This window comes from Citrobacter sp. wls827 (assembly GCF_005280875.1).
GTDB classification, from domain to species: domain Bacteria; phylum Pseudomonadota; class Gammaproteobacteria; order Enterobacterales; family Enterobacteriaceae; genus Citrobacter; species Citrobacter youngae.
The window spans coordinates 291381-309532 of the sequence record NZ_SZWR01000019.1 but is presented as its reverse complement, the minus strand read 5'-3'; the positions used below and the strand labels follow the sequence as shown (position 1 = coordinate 309532).

Genomic DNA, 18152 nt, shown 5'->3' with positions numbered 1-18152 from the left:
CCGCCCGGGGCGGTTTTTTTATTTTTTTAGCCGTGGAGATAGCTGTTCTGACTGACTATTTTTGTACAAATGATTTAGAGGCTAGCTCACAAATATGACACTGGCGTGAATTTTGCGCATTGACGAGCTTAATGTTTAGGGGTATTCGTTTAGTGTGATTGCACACTTAGTAATCACTGTTTTCTTTTCCACCAGACCTAAAAATGAGGGAAACGAGGCATGAAGAGACAAAAACGAGATCGCCTGGAACGGGCACATCAACGTGGATATCAGGCCGGCATTGCCGGACGCTCAAAAGAAATGTGTCCCTATCAGACGCTGAATCAGAGGTCATACTGGCTGGGAGGCTGGCGAGAAGCCATGGGGGATAGGGTTTTAATGGCCTGATTCTGTCTCTTTAGATAAAAGAAACCTCCGCTAAGCGGAGGTTTCGCCTTTTGTAGACCGGCAAAATAACGAGCGCTGCCATTCGGCCATGTCGCACTGCCAGACCTACAGATGTCTGCGATTAGAACGCCGAGGTGTCCTGGAACAGACCCACTTTCAGATCATTTGCGGTGTAGATCAGGCGACCATCAACCAGCACTTCACCATCAGCCAGACCCATGATCAGGCGGCGGTTAACGATGCGTTTGAAGTGAATGCGGTAAGTGACTTTCTTCGCGGTCGGCAGAACCTGACCTGTGAATTTCACTTCGCCCACGCCCAGTGCACGGCCTTTACCTTCGCCGCCCAACCAGCCGAGATAGAATCCAACCAACTGCCACATGGCATCCAGACCCAGGCAACCTGGCATTACCGGATCGCCGATAAAATGGCATCCGAAGAACCACAGGTCCGGGTTGATGTCCAGTTCAGCTTCCACATAACCTTTGTCAAAGTTGCCGCCGGTTTCGGTCATCTTGATGACACGATCCATCATCAGCATGCTTGGTGCAGGCAGTTGTGGGCCTTTAGCACCAAACAGCTCACCGCGACCAGAGGCAAGAAGGTCTTCTTTTGTATAGGATTCGCGTTTATCTACCATGTTCTCTGTAAGCCTTATTTTATTGAAGCACGCAGGATAGCTAACACGTGTACGCTGAACAAGTCCGATCAGTTTGGAATAATCCAATTCAGCCAACGTAGCGGCCATGGAAAACGGTGACGGCCTTCCTGTTGCGTTGCCGCAGCAATACGCTCCTGGATAGTTTGCATCAGCGTCGTCTGACCTTCTCCATCCCACACCAAATTTAATAGCAGTGGCAGCGCATCGGTCACGTCGTCTACTGCCCAGATAGTGAATTTTTCTTCTTCAACAGCCTGCAACAGTGCGGGTGGCAGGCTCAGATGTCTGACGTTGGCTGCAGGGATAATCACACCCTGAGTCCCCGTTAATTCACGCTGCTGGCAGATGGCAAAGAAGCCTTCAATTTTCTCATTCAGACCGCCGACAGGTTGAGCACGACCAAACTGATCGACAGAACCGGTTATCGCGATGCTTTGATTGACGGGAACGTCAGCGAGAGCGCTTATTAGCGCACACAGTTCTGCCATAGAGGCGCTGTCACCGTCTACTTCACTGTATGATTGCTCAAATGTCAGAGAGGCAGAGAACGGTATTTGCTGTTCAAGCTGGAGTTCCGACATCAGGAACGCCTGCATAATCATCATACCCTTGGCATGAATATTTCCGCCCAGCTCGGCTTTACGTTCAATATCGGTAAATTCGCCATCGCCAATATGCACGACGCAACTGATACGTGAAGGTTCACCAAATGCGCGGGGATGACCTGGAAATTCAATCACCGACAGGGCGTTTATTTGTCCAATACGCTCGCCTTCCGTTTCAATGAGGATCTGCTCTTGCAGGATCTCATCCTGCATCCGTTCAGAGAGGAATCCTTCTCGCCATTCACGCTGAGCAAGCATCAGGCTCAATTGCTCCGCAGTGCAGGTATCACTGTCGCAAAGAGGGGCCACTTCTTTGAGCTGGCGGGTGATCCATAGCGGATTAAGCGGCAGCGTATCCTGTTCGCCGGTATAGCGAACGGCTTCGCGGATGAGAACCTGCCAGGCATCGGCAGCGGGATAGGGCAGATTGTTGCGGCGGGCAGTATGCGTTACCCACTGACACCACTGTGTCATGGTTTCGGCATCCACTATCTGCAAGTTATCTTCAAATTCGCTGTAGATAGCCTGTTCTGCCAGTTCTGGTTCCATTTCCTGGAAGTCTGCCAGCGATTCACGTTCGCCGACCAACACCACTTTCAGTTTAAGCGGCATAGAAGGGACGGAGACTGGCAGGGGGCGAGACTCATCAAAAGCCACCCAGTCAAAACGTTCGTGGCTGACAATGGCTTTCAGGCGCATCCACAACAACGGCTGAGCCAGAAGTGTGCGCAATGAGATAACCAGCACACCGCCGTTGGCCTGATGGACCAGTCCCGGTTGCAGCGTAATTTCGCCATTGAACTGGCGCAGACAGCCAAACAGTTGTTCGGCCTCAACCCAGTCAGCATTAACCACCTGAGTTAACGTCGCAAAGTTGTCGTCTGCTTTCTCTGCTGCGCGGTAACGAATAGTGTGGCCGGATACATCGTAATGCCCCCCGGTTAACTTATCGGCATCCGCATGCAAGGTACGTGCAGCCGTTGCAATAAGATTGAGATACTCAAGCTCTTCGGGCGCTTTCACCAGCATAAACGAGGACGTAGCCCAGTGCTGAAGAAGTTGCTCTAGCGCGAATTGTAAACGTGGCTGAGTATCACTGAGTAAGGTGTCGGTGTCGTCAGTGACGTGCGGCTGTGCAAATATTTCCTGATAGCTATCGGTATCAGGAACCAGATCACGCCATGCAAGTTTCGTAATGGTCAAAGTTGATGTTTTTTAGTCTGTTGTAAAAAACGAGATTATACCGTAACCATCAGCACTGCACACGTGGAAAGCGCCGCTAAACGAATGTGATGACGCGCGACAGTTCACAGGCTGGATATTCTTTTCTTCAGATGCCGAAAAAGCTGATATTCTGATAAGAGTTACACGGTAACATTGAGATCGCAATGAAATATCAACAACTTGAAAATCTTGAAAGCGGATGGAAATGGAAGTACCTGGTGAAGAAGCATCGCGAGGGGGAGTTGATTACCCGCTATGTGGAAGCCAGCGCTGCCAAAGAAGCCGTTGATTTGTTGCTAACCCTCGAAAATGAACCGGTTCGGGTCAACGCCTGGATTGAAGAATACATGAACCCAGCACTGCTCAATCGTATGAAGCAAACGATCCGGGCGAGGCGTAAGCGGCACTTTAATGCAGAACATCAGCATACGCGTAAGAAATCGATCGATCTGGAGTTTATGGTCTGGCAGCGTTTAGCCGGGCTTGCGCAGCGACGTGGTAAAACGCTCTCAGAAACGATTGTGCAGTTGATTGAAGATGCGGAACATAAAGAAAAGTATGCGAACAAGATGTCGACATTGAAACAGGATCTACAGGCGTTACTGGGTAAAGAGTAGGGTACGGGTAACGTCAATATGGAGCGTGTCTGTGCTTTTGCATGATATGTAGGTGAAAAAAAACCCCGCCTGGCGGGGTTTTTTTATAAGACGATAACTTAAGCCTGAGGCTGAGTTACAACGTCTTTGATGCCTTTAACTTCGATCTCAACACGACGATCCGGAGCCAGGCAGTCGATCAGCGCAGCGCGAGCTTTCACGTTGTCACAGGTGTTGCCGGTAACCGGGTTGGATTCGCCCATACCACGTGCGGAGATTTTGTCAGAAGGAATACCTTTAGAGATCAGGTAATCAACAACAGACTGAGCACGTTTCTCAGACAGACCCTGGTTGTAAGCGTCAGAACCGATGCGGTCAGTGAAGCCCAGAACAACGACGGAACCGTCTTTCGGATCCAGGTTGCTCAGCTGGCTGTACATCTGATCCAGAGCCTGCTGGCCTTCTGGTTTCAGAGTCGCTTTGTTGAAGTTGAACAGAACGTCAGACTTCAGAGTGAAGTGTTTGGTCTGTACTTCTGGAGCCGGAGCCGGAGCCGGAGCAACTACCGGAGCTGCTTCTTCCTGCTGGCCGAAACGGTAAGAAACACCAACGCTCAACAGACCGTTGTCTGGACGACCACCAACGGTGTTCGCGTCACCGATGTTGTTGGTCCACTGGTATTCCAGACGGGTAGCGATTTCAGGAGTAATTGCATACTCTACGCCGCCAGCGAATACTGGGGATACACCAGTGTCGTGGTCTTTGAAGCCGTCGTTGTTTTTAGCATCTGCACGCCAAACCATACCACCCAGACGGGTATAAACGTCCAGATCGTCAGTGATTGGGTAACCCAGTTTAGCGGTCAGCTGAACGCCCTGAGCTTTGAATGCGCCATTTTCAGTGTTGCCTTTGTACGGCATACGACCTAACCAGTCGTAACCCATTTCAAAACCAACGTACGGGTTAACCTGGTAACCACCGAACGCACCAGCACCCAGTTGGCTTTCGTGGGTCGGTCCGTTGTTGTTGATCTGATTGTTGCCGATGTCATGGAACTGGGACCAACCCAGTTTAGCACCAGTATACCAGGTGTTATCTTTCGGAGCGGCCTGCGCCACGGTAGCGAAACCAGCCAGTGCCACTGCAATTGCGATAGCTGTCTTTTTCATTTTATGCGCCTCGTTATCATCCAAAATTCGCCATGAATATCTCCAGAGAGATAACACGGTTAAATCCTTCACCCGGGGACCAGTTCAATAGTTACTCTACCGATATCTGCGGCTTACGCCGAGCACCCCTGGCGATGTAAAGTCTACAACGTAGTTGAAAACTTACAAGTGTGAAGTCCGTCAGGCATATGAAAAAAAAAGGCTTGTATACACAATATTTAACATTTGTGGATGATTAATTGTACAGCTACTATCGCGGAAACCGCTTCACACAGGCGTTCTCACAAAAAAGGTGTTAAAGCTCAAAGCCGAATTTGAGGGTGAAAAAAAAATTCCAGGATAAATCCTAATTTTACTTAATGATACAAATTCGAGTGAATTTTTAGCCCGGAATGCTGTCTCCCCGCAAGTGTCTGAGCGCGTACAGGACGCATGATAAATCCCATCGCATTGCCTTCATCTGCTGCTTTTACCAGCTCGGCATGTTCATCTTCGGTTAATTCTTCCGTCAGCCAGCCAATTACGACGCTGTAGTTACCCGTGCGTAGCGCACGAACCATAGATTCCAGCGTATTGCAGGGAGAGAGTTGGCTAATTTGCATGACTTTCGTCAATGGAAGCCCGGCCGACTGCACCCACTCCCGGCTTAGTTTTTGCTGAGGCGTCAGCCACAGCTGCCAGCGCGACTGCTGACCTAATTGCTGAAGCAGGGGAAGCAGCAGGAGCTGCGTCATCATGGGCTGGTCCTCGCGATAGACCACTTCACTGATAAGCCCAGCGGTAGTGTGCTCTGACGACACGCGCGCAATTTTGCTTGCTGTGGAAGAGAACGACGAAGAACGATTTGCATAGCCTGAAGTGTACATAATCAATCCAGCCCTGTGAGTTACTGTATGGATATACAGTAACCCTGCTATCACCAAAGATCAACCTTATTTTCTGAAACAGGTTCGCAGTTTTTGGTTGTTGTTACGGGAAAAACAAAATTCATCTTGCCCCTCGCGAATAAGTTGCCTATTTTCGTCATTAACGGATCCGCTACTGCAAATCATTTTATTACGTTATGATTTAAAAGGATTTTTATGAAAAAACTTTCTTATGCAAGGATCTATAAATCACAAGAATATCTGGCGTCATTGGGGACGATTCGTTATCGATCGCTGTTTGGGGGTTATAGCCTGACGGTTGAGGACACGGTATTCGCCATGGTCGCCAGTGGCGAGTTATATCTTCGGGCCTGTGAACAGAGTGCGCAGTACTGTGTAAAACATTCCCCTGTCTGGCTGACATTTATAAAACGTGGACGTCCGGTGGTGCTCAATTATTATCAGGTGAACGATACGCTGTGGCAAAACCAGCAACAACTGGTGTCGCTATCACGGTATTCACTGGATGCGGCGTTAAAAGAAAAGCAAAGTCGTTTTGCACAGCATCGCCTGCGTGGACTGCCGAACATGACATTCCATCTGGAAACCCTGCTGAATGAAGCAGGTATAAAAGATGAAAGCACATTACGCATGTTGGGGGCAAAAATGTGCTGGTTGAAACTGCGACAGGTTAATCCCGCCCTGACGGTGAAAATACTCTATGCCCTTGAAGGCGCAATTGGGGGAATTCATGAGGCGGCACTCCCGGCGATTCGTCGCCAGGAGCTTGTGGAGTGGGTGAGTTCTCTTACGCCTGAACCGGTGTACTAGACGGCAATGCGGCAATTTGCTGCTGTAATCGTCTGATTTCTGGTAGTAGCGCTATCAATAGGCCAACTTGCTGTACGACCAGTGGTTCTTTACTGTCCGGGCGTGGTTCAAGATGCTGAATCCGTTGCTTCAGTCCTTCAAGCGCCTGGTATACGCGCTGCTCGTCAGCGGGTTGATGATGAAGTGCATCATCAACATAGCAAATGGCATCGTCCAGTAATGCCAGAACGTCCGGGTTGGTTAACTGTTCACGGTGTGCGCCCAGTGCCGAGATATAACTGGTAAAGGTATGGTTGAGGCACAGCAAGCGGAATGCCGTTTCGCGCGTTTGGGCAGTGACATCCGGTTCACTCGACATATTCGACACCACGGATGCCAGCTCCGCATCACGATTATGCGCATCGCGGCGCGCAATACGGTATGCCAGACGATTGTCTCGCCCCTGATGATACTGTTCGAGAATGGCATCAAGGTAACGACAGTTTGCATCGGTCGCCCGTTCAATCACCCGTGGCAGGTTGCGAAAGCGCCAGTCTGGCCAGATGAAACTGACGGCTGCCCATGCGATGGCACAACCAATCAGCGTATCGATGACGCGCGGCAGTGCGACTTCAAACCCTTCACCAAGCAGGTTAAAGCACAGCAATACCAGCAGCGTGATAAACATTGTGGCATGTGCGTACTGAACATTGCGGAAAGCAAAAAAGAGCACGCCGGTGATCACCAGCAGTATTAATTGCCCTTCCAGCGATGGGACGAACCACAGGATGGGCAGTCCAATCGCTATCCCGACTAATGTGCCGATAATCCTTAACGCCAGACGATGTCGTGTGGCGTTGTAGTTGGGCTGGCAGACAAACAGGCTGGTCAGCAGGATCCAGTAGCCATGGTTCATGCCCGTTATCTGGATAATGGCGTACCCGACGCAGAGCACCAGAGACATGCGAACCGCGTGGCGAAACAGCGCCGACTCTGGCGTAAAATTGCGACTCAGACGCAGCCAGATATCACTGAATCCGTGCGGACTGTCATCGGCAAGCTGATTTTCTGACTCATTGCGCGAGAGTACCTGAGCCTGTTCAGACTCAATGGTGGCCAGTTGCGCATCGATAGCCCGCAGGTTCGATAGTAAGAATCCCAGCGTATTGAGCAGATCTGCAGGGGCACCGCTTGCACGCATGCGCTCAAGGGCAGCATCTATATGTGTAAAGACTCGCTCAAAGTGTGGATCGTGCTGGTAAGGGGTGCGTAGCAAAATGCAGCGAGACAGTTGCGTACAGGCTTGTCCCTGCATCGACATTAGTCGCTGGAAACGAAACATCACATCGCTGTGACGGAAATGGTCGCGTAGCGTCTGGTACTGAATATGTGAGGAACTTGCGCGTTCGTGAATATCCTGCGCGACAAAATAGTAATGCAGTGTGCGGCGGGTTCCTCGCTGTCCGCGGTCACCGCGCAGACGGGTCAGTAATGATACTTTTGTTTGGTTCAGCGTCGCCATCAGTTGCCCATTGGCCAGCGCTAACTCATACAAGGGGGCCTGACTTTCATCTTCAATGTCGGGATCAAAAAGGCGGGATTTCAGCTCCAGGTAGTGTGCCAACTGTTCGTAGCTGCGTGCCAGATTGTCCTGCAGTGGACGAATCGGGAACAGAAGGTGACCGATGAGCGTCAGAAGGTTATACCAGATGGCGCCTGCAAGCAGCAGGATCGGTTGCTGATACCACTGGTCGTACAGTGATGTTCCCAGCATGGTGTAAATGGCGATCAGTAATGCACCAAAGGCGATGGTCGCATAACGCTGGCCTAAGCCTCCCAGCAGTATAAAGCCGCTGGTGGAAAGCGTTAATCCAATAGCAAACAGCCATGGCCATGGGAAGAGCAATTCGACGGAGGCCGAAGCAATGAAAAAGCAGATCAGCGTAATAATCAAATTACGCAGACGACCCGCGAGCCGATCGTCCAGATCGGTCAGCGCGGCAGCAACCATGCCCAGCGTGAGCGGGATGGTCAGTTTGACGTCACCCAGCCACCACGGCAGCGCCGTAGTGCCGCAGAGCGCGATAAAAATCCGCACGTAGTACAGCCAGGTGCTGTTCCAGGTATAGCGTTTAAGCAGTGGACTTAACATAAAGGCCATCAGTTCCGATTATTCAAAGCGACGACGCGCGTTGGCTTCGCGTGCGGCACGGGCAACTTCGACTGAAACCACGCGACGACCAACGGGCCAGAGTGCAATTGCGGCGATTTTAAAGTTCGCAATACCAACCGGAATACCAATAATCGTAATGCACTGGGCAATACCGGAAACAATATGCATCAGGCACAGCCACCAGCCGAAGAAAATCAGCCAGAAAATGTTGAGCAGCGTACCGCCGGTATTCAGAAGCACGTTTTTACCCGCCGGGTTGAGTTCATCAACGTGAATCGCCTCATTACCGTAGGGGAACAGCGACAAGCGTGTGATTTCCCAGCAGGAGCGGGTCAAGGGTAGTGTGAAGATAAGCACGATACTGACTAACGTCGCCAGTAACCAGGCTAAGGTGGTGGCGAATCCCCCAAGCACAAAATTTAAAATATTCAGAACAGTACGCATAAACCCTCGGTTAACTCTGGTTTTCTGTGAGTTTGGCAATTGTAACGTTTTTTTGGGCTGGAGCACGTTTTCTCTGGCGGTTACACTGATAAGCAAACCTCTTCGTGTGGATCCGCGTAAGTCTTATGGAACTGAAAGCAACTTCTCTGGGAAAACGTCTGGCGCAACACCCTTACGATCGGGCCGTTATTCTCAATGCCGGCATTAAAGTCTCTGGCGACCGTCATGAGTATCTTATTCCATTCAATCAGTTACTGGCTATCCATTGTAAAAGGGGCCTGGTATGGGGTGAGCTGGAATTTGTGCTTTCTGATGATAAAGTTGTACGCCTTCACGGCACTGAATGGGCGGAAACCCAACGTTTCCACCATCATCTGAACATCCTCTGGCAGCAGTGGAGCCAGGAGATGAGCGACGTCGCTGCGGGAGTTTTACAGCAACAGCTGGATGCGATTGCGGCGCGTACCAGTGATAACAAATGGCTGACGCGCGAACAAACGTCAGGGCTGCAGCAGCAGATCCGACGTGCCTTTGCCGCGCTCCCGCTCCCGATCAACCGACTGGAAGAATTTGATAATTGCCGTGAGGCGTTGCACCAATGCCAGGCATGGTTGAAGGACATTGAAGCCTGTCGCTTACAGCACAATCAGGCATACACCGATGCGATGCTGGCGGAGCATACCGAGTTTTTCCAGAAGATTGAGTCTTCACCGCTGAATCCAGCCCAGGCTCGTGCGGTGGTGAATGGCGAGCAGTCGCTATTGGTGCTTGCGGGGGCAGGAAGTGGCAAAACATCCGTTCTGGTTGCGCGTGCGGGCTGGTTGCTGGCGCGGGGAGAAGCGGCCGCTGAACAAATCTTGCTGCTGGCGTTTGGTCGCAAAGCCGCTCAGGAAATGGATGAGCGCATTCGCGAACGACTGAATACGCAAGACGTCACCGCGCGGACGTTTCATTCACTGGCGTTGCATATTATTCAACAGGGTAGCAAAAAAGTTCCGACAGTCAGCAAACTCGAAAATGATACTGCCGCCAGAAATAAGCTGTTTATCGCCACATGGCGTCAGCAGTGCAGCGAGAAAAAAGCCCAGGCTAAAGGCTGGCGACAGTGGCTGGAAGAAGAGATGCAGTGGTCCGTGCCAGAAGGCAATTTTTGGGACGATGAAAAATTACAACGTCGTCTGGCCTCACGTCTGGATCGCTGGGTTAGCCTGATGCGTATGCATGGTGGAGCACAGGCGGAGATGATCGCCAATGCGCCGGAGGCGGTCCGCGACCTGTTCAGCAAACGTATAAAGCTGATGGCGCCGTTACTCAAGGCCTGGAAGAGTGCTCTGAAAGAAGAGAATGCCGTCGATTTTTCTGGATTGATCCATCAGGCGATTGTCATTCTGGAGAAGGGACGCTTTATCAGCCCCTGGAAGCATATCCTGGTTGATGAATTTCAGGATATCTCCCCACAGCGCGCCGCCCTGTTAGCCGCATTGCGCAAGCAAAACTCACAGACCATGCTATTTGCCGTAGGGGATGACTGGCAGGCCATTTACCGTTTCAGTGGTGCACAACTTTCGTTAACTACCGCCTTCCGGCAACACTTTGGTGAGGGCGATCGCTGCGATCTGGATACGACATACCGTTTTAATAGTCGTATTGGCGAAATAGCCAATCGGTTTATCCAGCAAAACCCGCATCAGCTTAAAAAACCGCTCAATAGCCTGACAGCAGGCGACAGGAAAGCCGTCACTCTGCTCGATGAAAGTCAGCTGGATGCGCTGTTGGATAAGCTATCCGGCTTTGCGAAAGCAGAAGAACGCATACTGGTGCTGGCGCGATATCACCACCTCAAACCTGCCAGTCTTGAGAAAGCAGCGACCCGCTGGCCCAAACTACAGCTGGACTTTATGACTATTCATGCCAGTAAAGGACAGCAGGCGGATTATGTCATTGTCGTTGGGCTTCATGATGGCAACGATGGTTTTCCGGCCCCGGCCCGTGAGTCGATTATGGAAGAAGCATTACTGCCAATGGTCGAAAATTTTCCGGATGCAGAAGAGAGAAGGTTGCTCTACGTGGCACTTACCCGTGCCCGGCATCGGGTGTGGTTGCTGTTTAATAAAGACGCGCCATCCTGTTTTGTTGATGAACTAAAACAACTGGATGTCCCGGTAGCGAGAAAACCCTGAAGAACAGGCGGCGACGGCGGCCGCCTGTCTGGCGATTATTTGAGGCGCTCTGCCAGATAACGGGCGTAATCCGGGATCAGGATGTCCGTTGCATCGTTGAAGTTTGGCGACTGGATAATAAAATCGGCGGTAGATACGTTGGTGGCAACCGGAATATTCCAAACTGTGGCCAGGCGCAGAAGGGCTTTAACATCCGGATCATGAGGCACGGCGTTGAGTGGATCCCAGAAGAAGATCAGCACATCAATTTTCCCTTCAGAGATCAGTGCGCCGACCTGCTGATCGCCGCCCATTGGACCGCTAAGCATGGCGTTGACATCCATGCCGGTCGCGCGTTGAATGAGATTTCCTGTCGTGCCTGTCGCATAGAGGACATGCTTTTCTAACAATGGCTGGTGGCGCTCCACCCAGCTCATCAGCATCTGTTTACAGTGATCATGTGCAACCAGCGCAATATGCTTACGCGCCGGTAAAGTGCGAGTCGTCAGTTCCATAGTACAGCTCCCAAGTTAACCTTATTACAGAGTACTGGAAGCGTTTGACGCTGCAAGAGAAAGACAAAAAAAATGCGTAGGTGAACATAAACGTCATGAGGGTGGCTGTTTCTCTGCCCATTGCAGAAAATTACTTCGTGTTTGCGCATCGGCCTGGCCAAACCAATATTTCAAACGCTGTTCGGTGAGTGTTTGTGACTGCGGCGGCACCCGATCCAGTTCAGAGACCCCTGAGAGCAATGCGCTGTCATCTGCCATCATAGTGGCAAATTGTGGGAGTGAAGCATGCTTAGACGATTTGTTATAGCGTTCAGTCTCGAGTTCATAATCCACGATTTTTGCCGATGAGGTAATCGACAAAATATCCAGCTTGACTGGAATGGGCATGGAATCGCCATCTAATAGTTCCACTCGGGGAGCTTCATCGAAATGCGTTGCGTCACGTTCGTTGTTCAGACGGGGGAGATGAAAATTGACCTGACTAACCAACTGAGTATCAAAACTGATGACCAGCGGAGGAGAAATATACAGACGTTCTTCATGGCTGGAGAGACGAATCGTTTTCTCAACGCGAAAGACAAGCTGATGCCGACCATTCTCCAGCTCAATACTGTCGGCACCGCGCAGTAAAGAGCTGGACACCTTTTTTCCGTCCAGCACCAGCAGGTCAATATCATTAGACAGGCGCAAAGAGGTCGCACAAACGGTTACCGGCAAAAACAGAGCAATCAGGGCTGTCACAATGCCGGTTTTCATAAGGTTCTCCTGTCCAGAAGATTTCTGTATAAGATGTATCTAAATTTTTCGACAATCATGTTTACTAACATATAGACATATTTTCCAGTTTAGCTCTCATGCGCCAGTATGGGATGAATGGTTGCGACGTCAGCTTTGTCGTACACTTTGCAAAACAGCCTGGAGGAAGACGATGAAAGAGACCGATATTGCTGGCATTTTGACATCTACCCGTACGATTGCGCTGGTAGGAGCAAGCGATAAACCCGATCGCCCGAGCTATCGGGTGATGAAGTATTTACTCGATCAGGGTTATCACGTTATCCCCGTGTCTCCTAAAGTTGCCGGAAAAACACTGCTGGGGCAGCAGGGCTATGCGACACTGGCAGACGTACCAGAGAAAGTGGATATGGTGGATGTCTTTAGAAACTCAGAAGCAGCATGGGGAGTCGCACAGGAGGCTATTGCTATTGGTGCGAAGACTTTGTGGATGCAGCTTGGCGTTATTAATGAGCAGGCCGCCGTGCTGGCGCGCGATGCGGGCCTGGCGGTAGTGATGGATCGTTGCCCGGCGATTGAAATCCCCAGACTGGGACTGGCGAAGTAAGGTTGTACTGTTGCCGGATGGCGCATTGTATATCCGGCCTGCAACGGTGTTTGTCGTAGGCCGGATAAATGTTGTCAGTTGCGCAGGCGTGGAGCCTGAAGCTGTTTACGGATTGTCCGTGCCAGTTCATCCATCGATGGTTGCTCTGGATGTTCTTCCTGTAGCTCGCTACTCAACTGTGCTTCAGCCAGATACGTATGTACTGGCAGGCCATTATCGTCTTCCATCACCACGTGATACCAGGGAGCGGCGCGAAGTTCGTCGTTAACCGCCAACTCATCAGGTGACGGGTCATCAAGCGAATATTCCGGGTCGATATCCACGACCACTCCGAGGTAACCTAACAGGGAATGGCGGACCTGCTGGCCGATACCGAATTTGCTGGCAATCATAGTCACCTCCCGGGAAATAGATACCCTCTATGTAAGGGTAATATTCCACTTTTCAAGTTACATGATGCGACAGGCAAACCCTTTCAGATACAGCCCTTCCGGGTAGGTAGCGATCACAGGATGATCGGCGGCCTGACGGAACTGCTCTATAAATTGTACATCACGCCCGGCATCTATTGCGGCATCGGCGATGATTTTCTGAAATAAATCGGTGGTCATCAATCCGGAGCAGGAGAATGTCAGCAGTACGCCACCCGGATTCAGCAACTGAATTGCCAGCATATTGATGTCTTTATAGCCACGGCAGGCGCCCATCAACTGGCTCTTGTTTTCGACAAACTTCGGCGGGTCCATCACGATAACATCAAATTTCTCACCACGATCGCGATATGCGCGCAGCAACTTGAACACGTCATCACGCACAAACTCAGCTTTGCTCAGATCCAGCTTGTTCAGCTCTACGTTCTGGCGGGCAATATCGAGCGCTTCCTGGGAGGTGTCGACGCTGACCACCTGACGGCATCCGCCCATTAATGCTGAAACCGCAAAGCCGCCGGTATAAGAGAAACAGTTCAGGACACGTTTGTTTTCCACGTAACGACGCGTGGCCAGGCGGCTGTCACGCTGATCGAGGTAATAACCGGTTTTATGTCCGTGCTGAATATCAACCAGCAGTTTCATCCCGTGCTCTTCAATCGGCAGTAGAGCTGGCGGCAGTTCACCCGTGACGGGGCCCTGAGTCAGTTCCATGCCTTCTTTTTTACGCACGGCAACATCGCTACGGTCATAAATTGCGCACTCCGGGAAGACAACCTGCAGGGCGCTAATCAATGCGGCGCGTTGATATTCAGCACCGGCGCTGAGCAACTGCAATACCAGGAAGTTGCCGAAGCGGTCAATGGTGACGCCCGGCAGACCATCGGATTCGCCGGCGATCAGACGGTAGCTATCCAAACCATCTTTGTTCGCCAGCCAGTCTCGCCATTTCTGTGCCTGTTGCAGACGGCGGGTAAAGAAATCAATATCGATGGATTCAGACTTGTCGAATGTCCAGACGCGTGCACGGATCTGCGACGCGGGTGAGTACGCGCCGCGTGCTAACCATTTACCCTGATGGTCAACAATATCGATGGTTTCACCGAGGTTGGCTTTACCTTCCATACGTGCGACGGCACCGGAAAATACCCACGGATGGCGACGAAGTAATGATTTTTCGCGCCCTTTGGCTAACACTAAACGTACACTCATAATTTACTATTCTGTCAATTCAAAGAAATGGGCGCCATTGTCCTGAGTTTTACGTGTATTTGCAACGCGCACCGCGATGATAAGGAGAACCATAATGTCGAAAGTCTGCATAATTGCCTGGGTCTATGGCCGGGTACAGGGGGTGGGGTTTCGCTATACCACTCAGCATGAAGCGCAACGGCTGGGATTGACTGGCTACTCGAAGAATATGGATGACGGCAGCGTAGAGGTTGTCGCCTGCGGTGAAAGCGACCGGGTGGAACAACTGATGAAGTGGTTAAAAGCCGGGGGCCCGCGTAGCGCCAGGGTAGACAGAGTCCTCAGCGAACCGCATCGGCCTGGCGAAGAGTTAACGGGATTTAGTATCCGCTATTAAATACATTTGACCGGTTTTGGCAGACCGGCAATTTTGGTTGCCTGCTTGGCCGGACCTTTCGGGAACAGGCTGTAGAGATAACGGCTGTTGCCTTTCTCTTCGCCAAACTTATTGGCCATCGCTTTGACCAGCATACGAATAGCGGGGGAGGTATTAAACTCCAGATAAAACTCGCGCACAAAGCGCACTACTTCCCAGTGTTCAACTGACAGCGTAATTCCTTCGTTTTCAGCAATGGCAACTGCCAGCGGTTCGCTCCATTCGGTTGTGTCTTTTAAATAGCCTTCGCTATCAGTACTGATTTCTTTACCTTCAAAGATCAACATAATTCTTCACTGCGTTAGTCAAACTGGCGGCAGTTTACCAAAAAAGAAAGCCCCGCATAAGCGGGGCTGGATAATGTACGTGGTCATTTTAATCGCGGCTGGCGAAGCCCAGAATGCTAAGCAGGCTGACGAAGATGTTGTACAGCGATACATACAGGCTGACGGTTGCACGGATGTAGTTGGTTTCACCACCACGGATGATGTTGCTGGTTTCAAACAGGATGGCACCTGAAGAAATCAGGATAAACACCGCGCTAATCGCCAGATGCAGCGCTGGCAGTTGCAGGAAGATATTCGCAACCATACCAATCAGCACCACCACGATACCTGCCATCAGCATACCGCCGAGGAAGGACATGTCTTTACGCGTGGTCAGAACATACGCAGAGCAGCTGAAGAAGACCAGCGCCGTACCACCCAGTGCCATACCGATCACGTCACCCATACCTGCCGACAGGTAAGTGTTCAGAATCGGTCCCAGGATGTAACCCAGGAAACCGGTGAAAGCGAAAGCAGACAGAATACCTACTGGTTTATCTGCCGTTTTGTAGGTCAGGAACATCAGACCATACATACCAACCAGCGTCAGAATCAGACCCGGAGATGGCAGCATCAGTACTGTACTGGCAGTTGCGGTGATCGCTGAAAACGCCAGCGTCAGGCTGAGCAGGAAATAGGTATTACGCAGCACCTTATGTGTGCTGAGTAGCGATGTACGATCGCGCGAAGAACTAATAATACGATCCATGAGTCACTCTCTTATGACAGATGTAATTAATGATGGAGGATAATGAAATCAAGGGGAATGACACAGCGGTTTTACCCATCTTTACGCATTTTAACCCGCCAGGCTTAAGCATATTATTTCAACAAAAGCTCCCGAATCAGATGTTAGCACTATAAGTGCAAAAATGTCAGATCCACCTCTCCCAGGTAACTGAAAAATATTGCGTTATTCCCGAATCTCTCTGACAGTGACAGCGGTGTTTACATAAAACAGAGCAATAAGGTAAAGGGAATGACTCAACATAAATCGAAGATATTGACGTTTACGCTGTTGGCTGTCTGTTTGATGTCTATTAACGGCGCGGCAAGGGCGGCAAATGTGCCTGCAGGTACACTACTTGCAGAAAAACAGGAGCTGGTCAGAAACAACGGCAGTGAGCCAGCCTCACTGGATCCGCATAAAGTCGAAAGCAACGTTGAGTTTAATTTAATCAGCGATATGTTCGATGGGCTGGTGGCCGTAAACCTGGATGGCACTATTGCGCCCCGTCTTGCTGCCTCCTGGGAGAATAAAGATAACACTGTCTGGACCTTCCATTTACGCCCAGGCATAACCTGGTCAGATGGATCGGCTATTACTGCACAGGATGTCGTCTGGAGCTGGCAGCGCCTGGTTTCACCGCAAACTACCTCACCCTATGCCTCTTATCTGGGCAATATGCATGTCGCAAATGCGGTTGATATTGCTCAGGGGAAAAAAGATCCCGCGACGCTTGGAGTCAAGGCGCTGAATGACACCACGCTGGAAATTACCCTGACGCAGCCGACTGCGGCATTTTTAGCGATGCTGGCGCATCCATCGCTGGTGCCGCTGGATAAAGTGCTGATTGGCCGCTTTGGCGATAAGTGGACTCGTCCGGAGCACTTTGTCAGCAGTGGTGCGTATAAGTTGTCGCAGTGGGTCGTCAACGAGCGGATTGTTGCCGTGCGCAACCCGCATTACTGGGACGATCAGCACACGGTCATTAATAAAGTGACGTATTTGCCCATCAGTTCAGAGGCTGCAGACGTTAACCGTTACAAAGCCGGGGAAATCGATATTGTTTTTAGTGTTCCGGTCAATCAGTTCGCTCAATTGAAAAAGACGATGGGTGATGAACTCCATGTCTCACCTCAGCTTTCAACTTATTATTATCAGTTTAATACCACGCGTGCGCCGTTTAACGACCCACGCGTGCGTCGGGCGTTGAATATGGCGCTGGATAAGGACATCATCGCACAAAAGGTGATGGGACAGGGACAGCGTGCGGCGTGGGTTATCAGCCAGCCTGAAATTGGCGGGGTAAAATTACACGCGCCGGACTACGCATCATGGCCACTCGACAAACGCATTGCCGAGGCAAAAAAACTGCTGGCGGAAGCGGGCTACGGTCCTGAGCATCCGCTTAACTTAAATCTGCTCTACAACACTTTCGAAACGCATCAGCGAATCGCGATTGCCGCCTCGTCAATGTGGAAGAAAAATCTTGGCGTTGAGGCAAAACTGCAGAACCAGGAATGGAAAACGATGCTGGATACCATGCACACCGGCAATTTTGACGTCGTACGCTATGCATGGATAGCGGATTACGACGATGCGTCGAGTTTCCTCAATATTTTCCGCACAGGTGATAGTGAAAACACCACCCGATACAGTAATCCAGCCTTTGACGAAGCGATGCACAATGCGGCGAAAGCAACTTCGCTCCAGGAGCGAGGCAAATATTACCAGCAGGCTGAAGACCTTTTAGGGGAAGATGTGCCAGCGATTCCGGTTTACCACTATGTTCGTACCCATCTGGTGAAGCCATGGGTGGGGGGATTTGCACCGGATAACCGGGGAAACTACTACACCAAAGATATGTACATCAAAAAACAGTAAACAGCAGCAGCCCGGATTTGTGCTGAATAAACGGTCAATTTGTTGTTATTTAAGTCGATTAACAACATTTTGGCTGTTTTTCAGGCAAACGAACACATTGGTGCTTTACAGGTCCGTTCGGGATGTTTATAGTGCGCCTCATTGGAAGCGTGGCCGAGCGGTTGAAGGCACCGGTCTTGAAAACCGGCGACCCGAAAGGGTTCTAGAGTTCG

19 protein-coding genes and 1 tRNA gene (1 of these 20 only partly in view) are annotated in these 18152 nt (G+C 50.8%); 8 read left to right on the top strand and 12 right to left on the bottom strand.

Annotation, left to right across the window (positions count from 1 at the left end):
- Window positions 1–219: 219 nt before the first annotated feature.
- Window positions 220–387: a ribosome modulation factor gene (gene rmf / locus FDX03_RS16780; protein ID WP_003035871.1), complete on the top strand. Its 168-nt coding sequence runs from the start codon at window positions 220–222 to the stop codon at window positions 385–387.
- Between the two features lie 121 nt (window positions 388–508).
- On the opposite strand, the gene fabA is transcribed toward rmf, so the two are convergent.
- Both fabA and FDX03_RS16770 read right to left on the bottom strand, forming a co-directional pair.
- Window positions 509–1027: a bifunctional 3-hydroxydecanoyl-ACP dehydratase/trans-2-decenoyl-ACP isomerase gene (fabA, locus tag FDX03_RS16775; RefSeq protein WP_003035875.1), complete on the bottom strand. Its 519-nt coding sequence runs from the start codon at window positions 1025–1027 to the stop codon at window positions 509–511.
- Window positions 1028–1095: 68 nt separating this feature from the next.
- Window positions 1096–2856, bottom strand: a complete 1761-nt coding sequence (locus tag FDX03_RS16770) for a Lon protease family protein (protein ID WP_048212112.1) — start codon at window positions 2854–2856, stop codon at window positions 1096–1098.
- Between the two features lie 185 nt (window positions 2857–3041).
- On the opposite strand from FDX03_RS16770, the gene matP reads away from it, so the two are divergent.
- On the top strand, window positions 3042–3494 hold the full coding sequence (gene matP / locus FDX03_RS16765) for a macrodomain Ter protein MatP (protein ID WP_005123520.1): 453 nt from the start codon (window positions 3042–3044) through the stop codon (window positions 3492–3494).
- Window positions 3495–3592: 98 nt separating this feature from the next.
- On the opposite strand, the gene ompA is transcribed toward matP, so the two are convergent.
- A complete protein-coding gene (gene ompA, locus FDX03_RS16760) occupies window positions 3593–4642 on the bottom strand; it encodes a porin OmpA (protein ID WP_048212110.1) in 1050 nt (349 codons plus the stop codon).
- Between the two features lie 356 nt (window positions 4643–4998).
- Window positions 4999–5508 carry an SOS-induced cell division inhibitor SulA gene (sulA, locus tag FDX03_RS16755; RefSeq protein WP_040231828.1) on the bottom strand — a complete coding sequence of 170 codons (510 nt, stop codon included), beginning with the start codon at window positions 5506–5508 and terminating at the stop codon, window positions 4999–5001.
- A 216-nt stretch (window positions 5509–5724) separates the two neighbouring features.
- On the opposite strand from sulA, the gene FDX03_RS16750 reads away from it, so the two are divergent.
- On the top strand, window positions 5725–6339 hold the full coding sequence (locus FDX03_RS16750) for a TfoX/Sxy family DNA transformation protein (RefSeq protein ID WP_048212109.1): 615 nt from the start codon (window positions 5725–5727) through the stop codon (window positions 6337–6339).
- Here the strand turns inward: FDX03_RS16750 and yccS are convergent.
- Window positions 6317–8470, bottom strand: a complete 2154-nt coding sequence (gene yccS, locus FDX03_RS16745) for a YccS family putative transporter (protein ID WP_137346272.1) — start codon at window positions 8468–8470, stop codon at window positions 6317–6319. The two genes, FDX03_RS16750 and yccS, sit on opposite strands and share 23 nt — an antisense overlap.
- Window positions 8471–8488: 18 nt before the next feature.
- Window positions 8489–8935 carry a YccF domain-containing protein gene (locus tag FDX03_RS16740; protein ID WP_005123514.1) on the bottom strand — a complete coding sequence of 149 codons (447 nt, stop codon included), beginning with the start codon at window positions 8933–8935 and terminating at the stop codon, window positions 8489–8491.
- 125 nt (window positions 8936–9060) lie between these two features.
- On the opposite strand from FDX03_RS16740, the gene helD reads away from it, so the two are divergent.
- A complete protein-coding gene (gene helD / locus FDX03_RS16735) occupies window positions 9061–11115 on the top strand; it encodes a DNA helicase IV (protein ID WP_137346271.1) in 2055 nt (684 codons plus the stop codon).
- A gap of 35 nt (window positions 11116–11150) precedes the next feature.
- Here helD and mgsA read toward each other — a convergent pair whose 3' ends face one another.
- Window positions 11151–11609 carry a methylglyoxal synthase gene (mgsA, locus tag FDX03_RS16730; protein ID WP_048212106.1) on the bottom strand — a complete coding sequence of 153 codons (459 nt, stop codon included), beginning with the start codon at window positions 11607–11609 and terminating at the stop codon, window positions 11151–11153.
- 93 nt (window positions 11610–11702) lie between these two features.
- Window positions 11703–12365 carry a DUF2057 family protein gene (locus FDX03_RS16725; protein WP_048212105.1) on the bottom strand — a complete coding sequence of 221 codons (663 nt, stop codon included), beginning with the start codon at window positions 12363–12365 and terminating at the stop codon, window positions 11703–11705.
- A 172-nt stretch (window positions 12366–12537) separates the two neighbouring features.
- Here FDX03_RS16725 and FDX03_RS16720 point away from each other — a divergent pair, with 172 nt between their 5' ends.
- Window positions 12538–12951, top strand: a complete 414-nt coding sequence (locus FDX03_RS16720; RefSeq protein WP_006685217.1) for a CoA-binding protein — start codon at window positions 12538–12540, stop codon at window positions 12949–12951.
- A gap of 74 nt (window positions 12952–13025) precedes the next feature.
- Here the strand turns inward: FDX03_RS16720 and hspQ are convergent, their stop codons facing one another.
- Both hspQ and rlmI read right to left on the bottom strand, forming a co-directional pair.
- Window positions 13026–13343 carry a heat shock protein HspQ gene (gene hspQ, locus FDX03_RS16715; protein ID WP_005123508.1) on the bottom strand — a complete coding sequence of 106 codons (318 nt, stop codon included), beginning with the start codon at window positions 13341–13343 and terminating at the stop codon, window positions 13026–13028.
- Between the two features lie 57 nt (window positions 13344–13400).
- A complete protein-coding gene (rlmI, locus tag FDX03_RS16710) occupies window positions 13401–14591 on the bottom strand; it encodes a 23S rRNA (cytosine(1962)-C(5))-methyltransferase RlmI (RefSeq protein WP_115602288.1) in 1191 nt (396 codons plus the stop codon).
- A gap of 94 nt (window positions 14592–14685) precedes the next feature.
- Here rlmI and yccX point away from each other — a divergent pair, with 94 nt between their 5' ends.
- Window positions 14686–14967, top strand: a complete 282-nt coding sequence (yccX, locus tag FDX03_RS16705) for an acylphosphatase (protein ID WP_101742817.1) — start codon at window positions 14686–14688, stop codon at window positions 14965–14967.
- On the opposite strand, the gene tusE is transcribed toward yccX, so the two are convergent.
- Both tusE and yccA read right to left on the bottom strand, forming a co-directional pair.
- A complete protein-coding gene (tusE, locus tag FDX03_RS16700) occupies window positions 14964–15293 on the bottom strand; it encodes a sulfurtransferase TusE (protein WP_137346270.1) in 330 nt (109 codons plus the stop codon). The genes yccX and tusE overlap by 4 nt on opposite strands.
- An 88-nt stretch (window positions 15294–15381) precedes the next feature.
- Window positions 15382–16041: an FtsH protease modulator YccA gene (yccA, locus tag FDX03_RS16695; RefSeq protein WP_003035917.1), complete on the bottom strand. Its 660-nt coding sequence runs from the start codon at window positions 16039–16041 to the stop codon at window positions 15382–15384.
- Between the two features lie 270 nt (window positions 16042–16311).
- On the opposite strand from yccA, the gene FDX03_RS16690 reads away from it, so the two are divergent.
- Window positions 16312–17940 (top strand): ABC transporter substrate-binding protein, encoded by a 1629-nt coding sequence (locus FDX03_RS16690; RefSeq protein WP_137346269.1) that lies wholly within the window; start codon window positions 16312–16314, stop codon window positions 17938–17940.
- Window positions 17941–18083: 143 nt separating this feature from the next.
- Window positions 18084–18152, top strand: a tRNA-Ser gene (locus tag FDX03_RS22850); it runs 103 nt beyond the window's last position.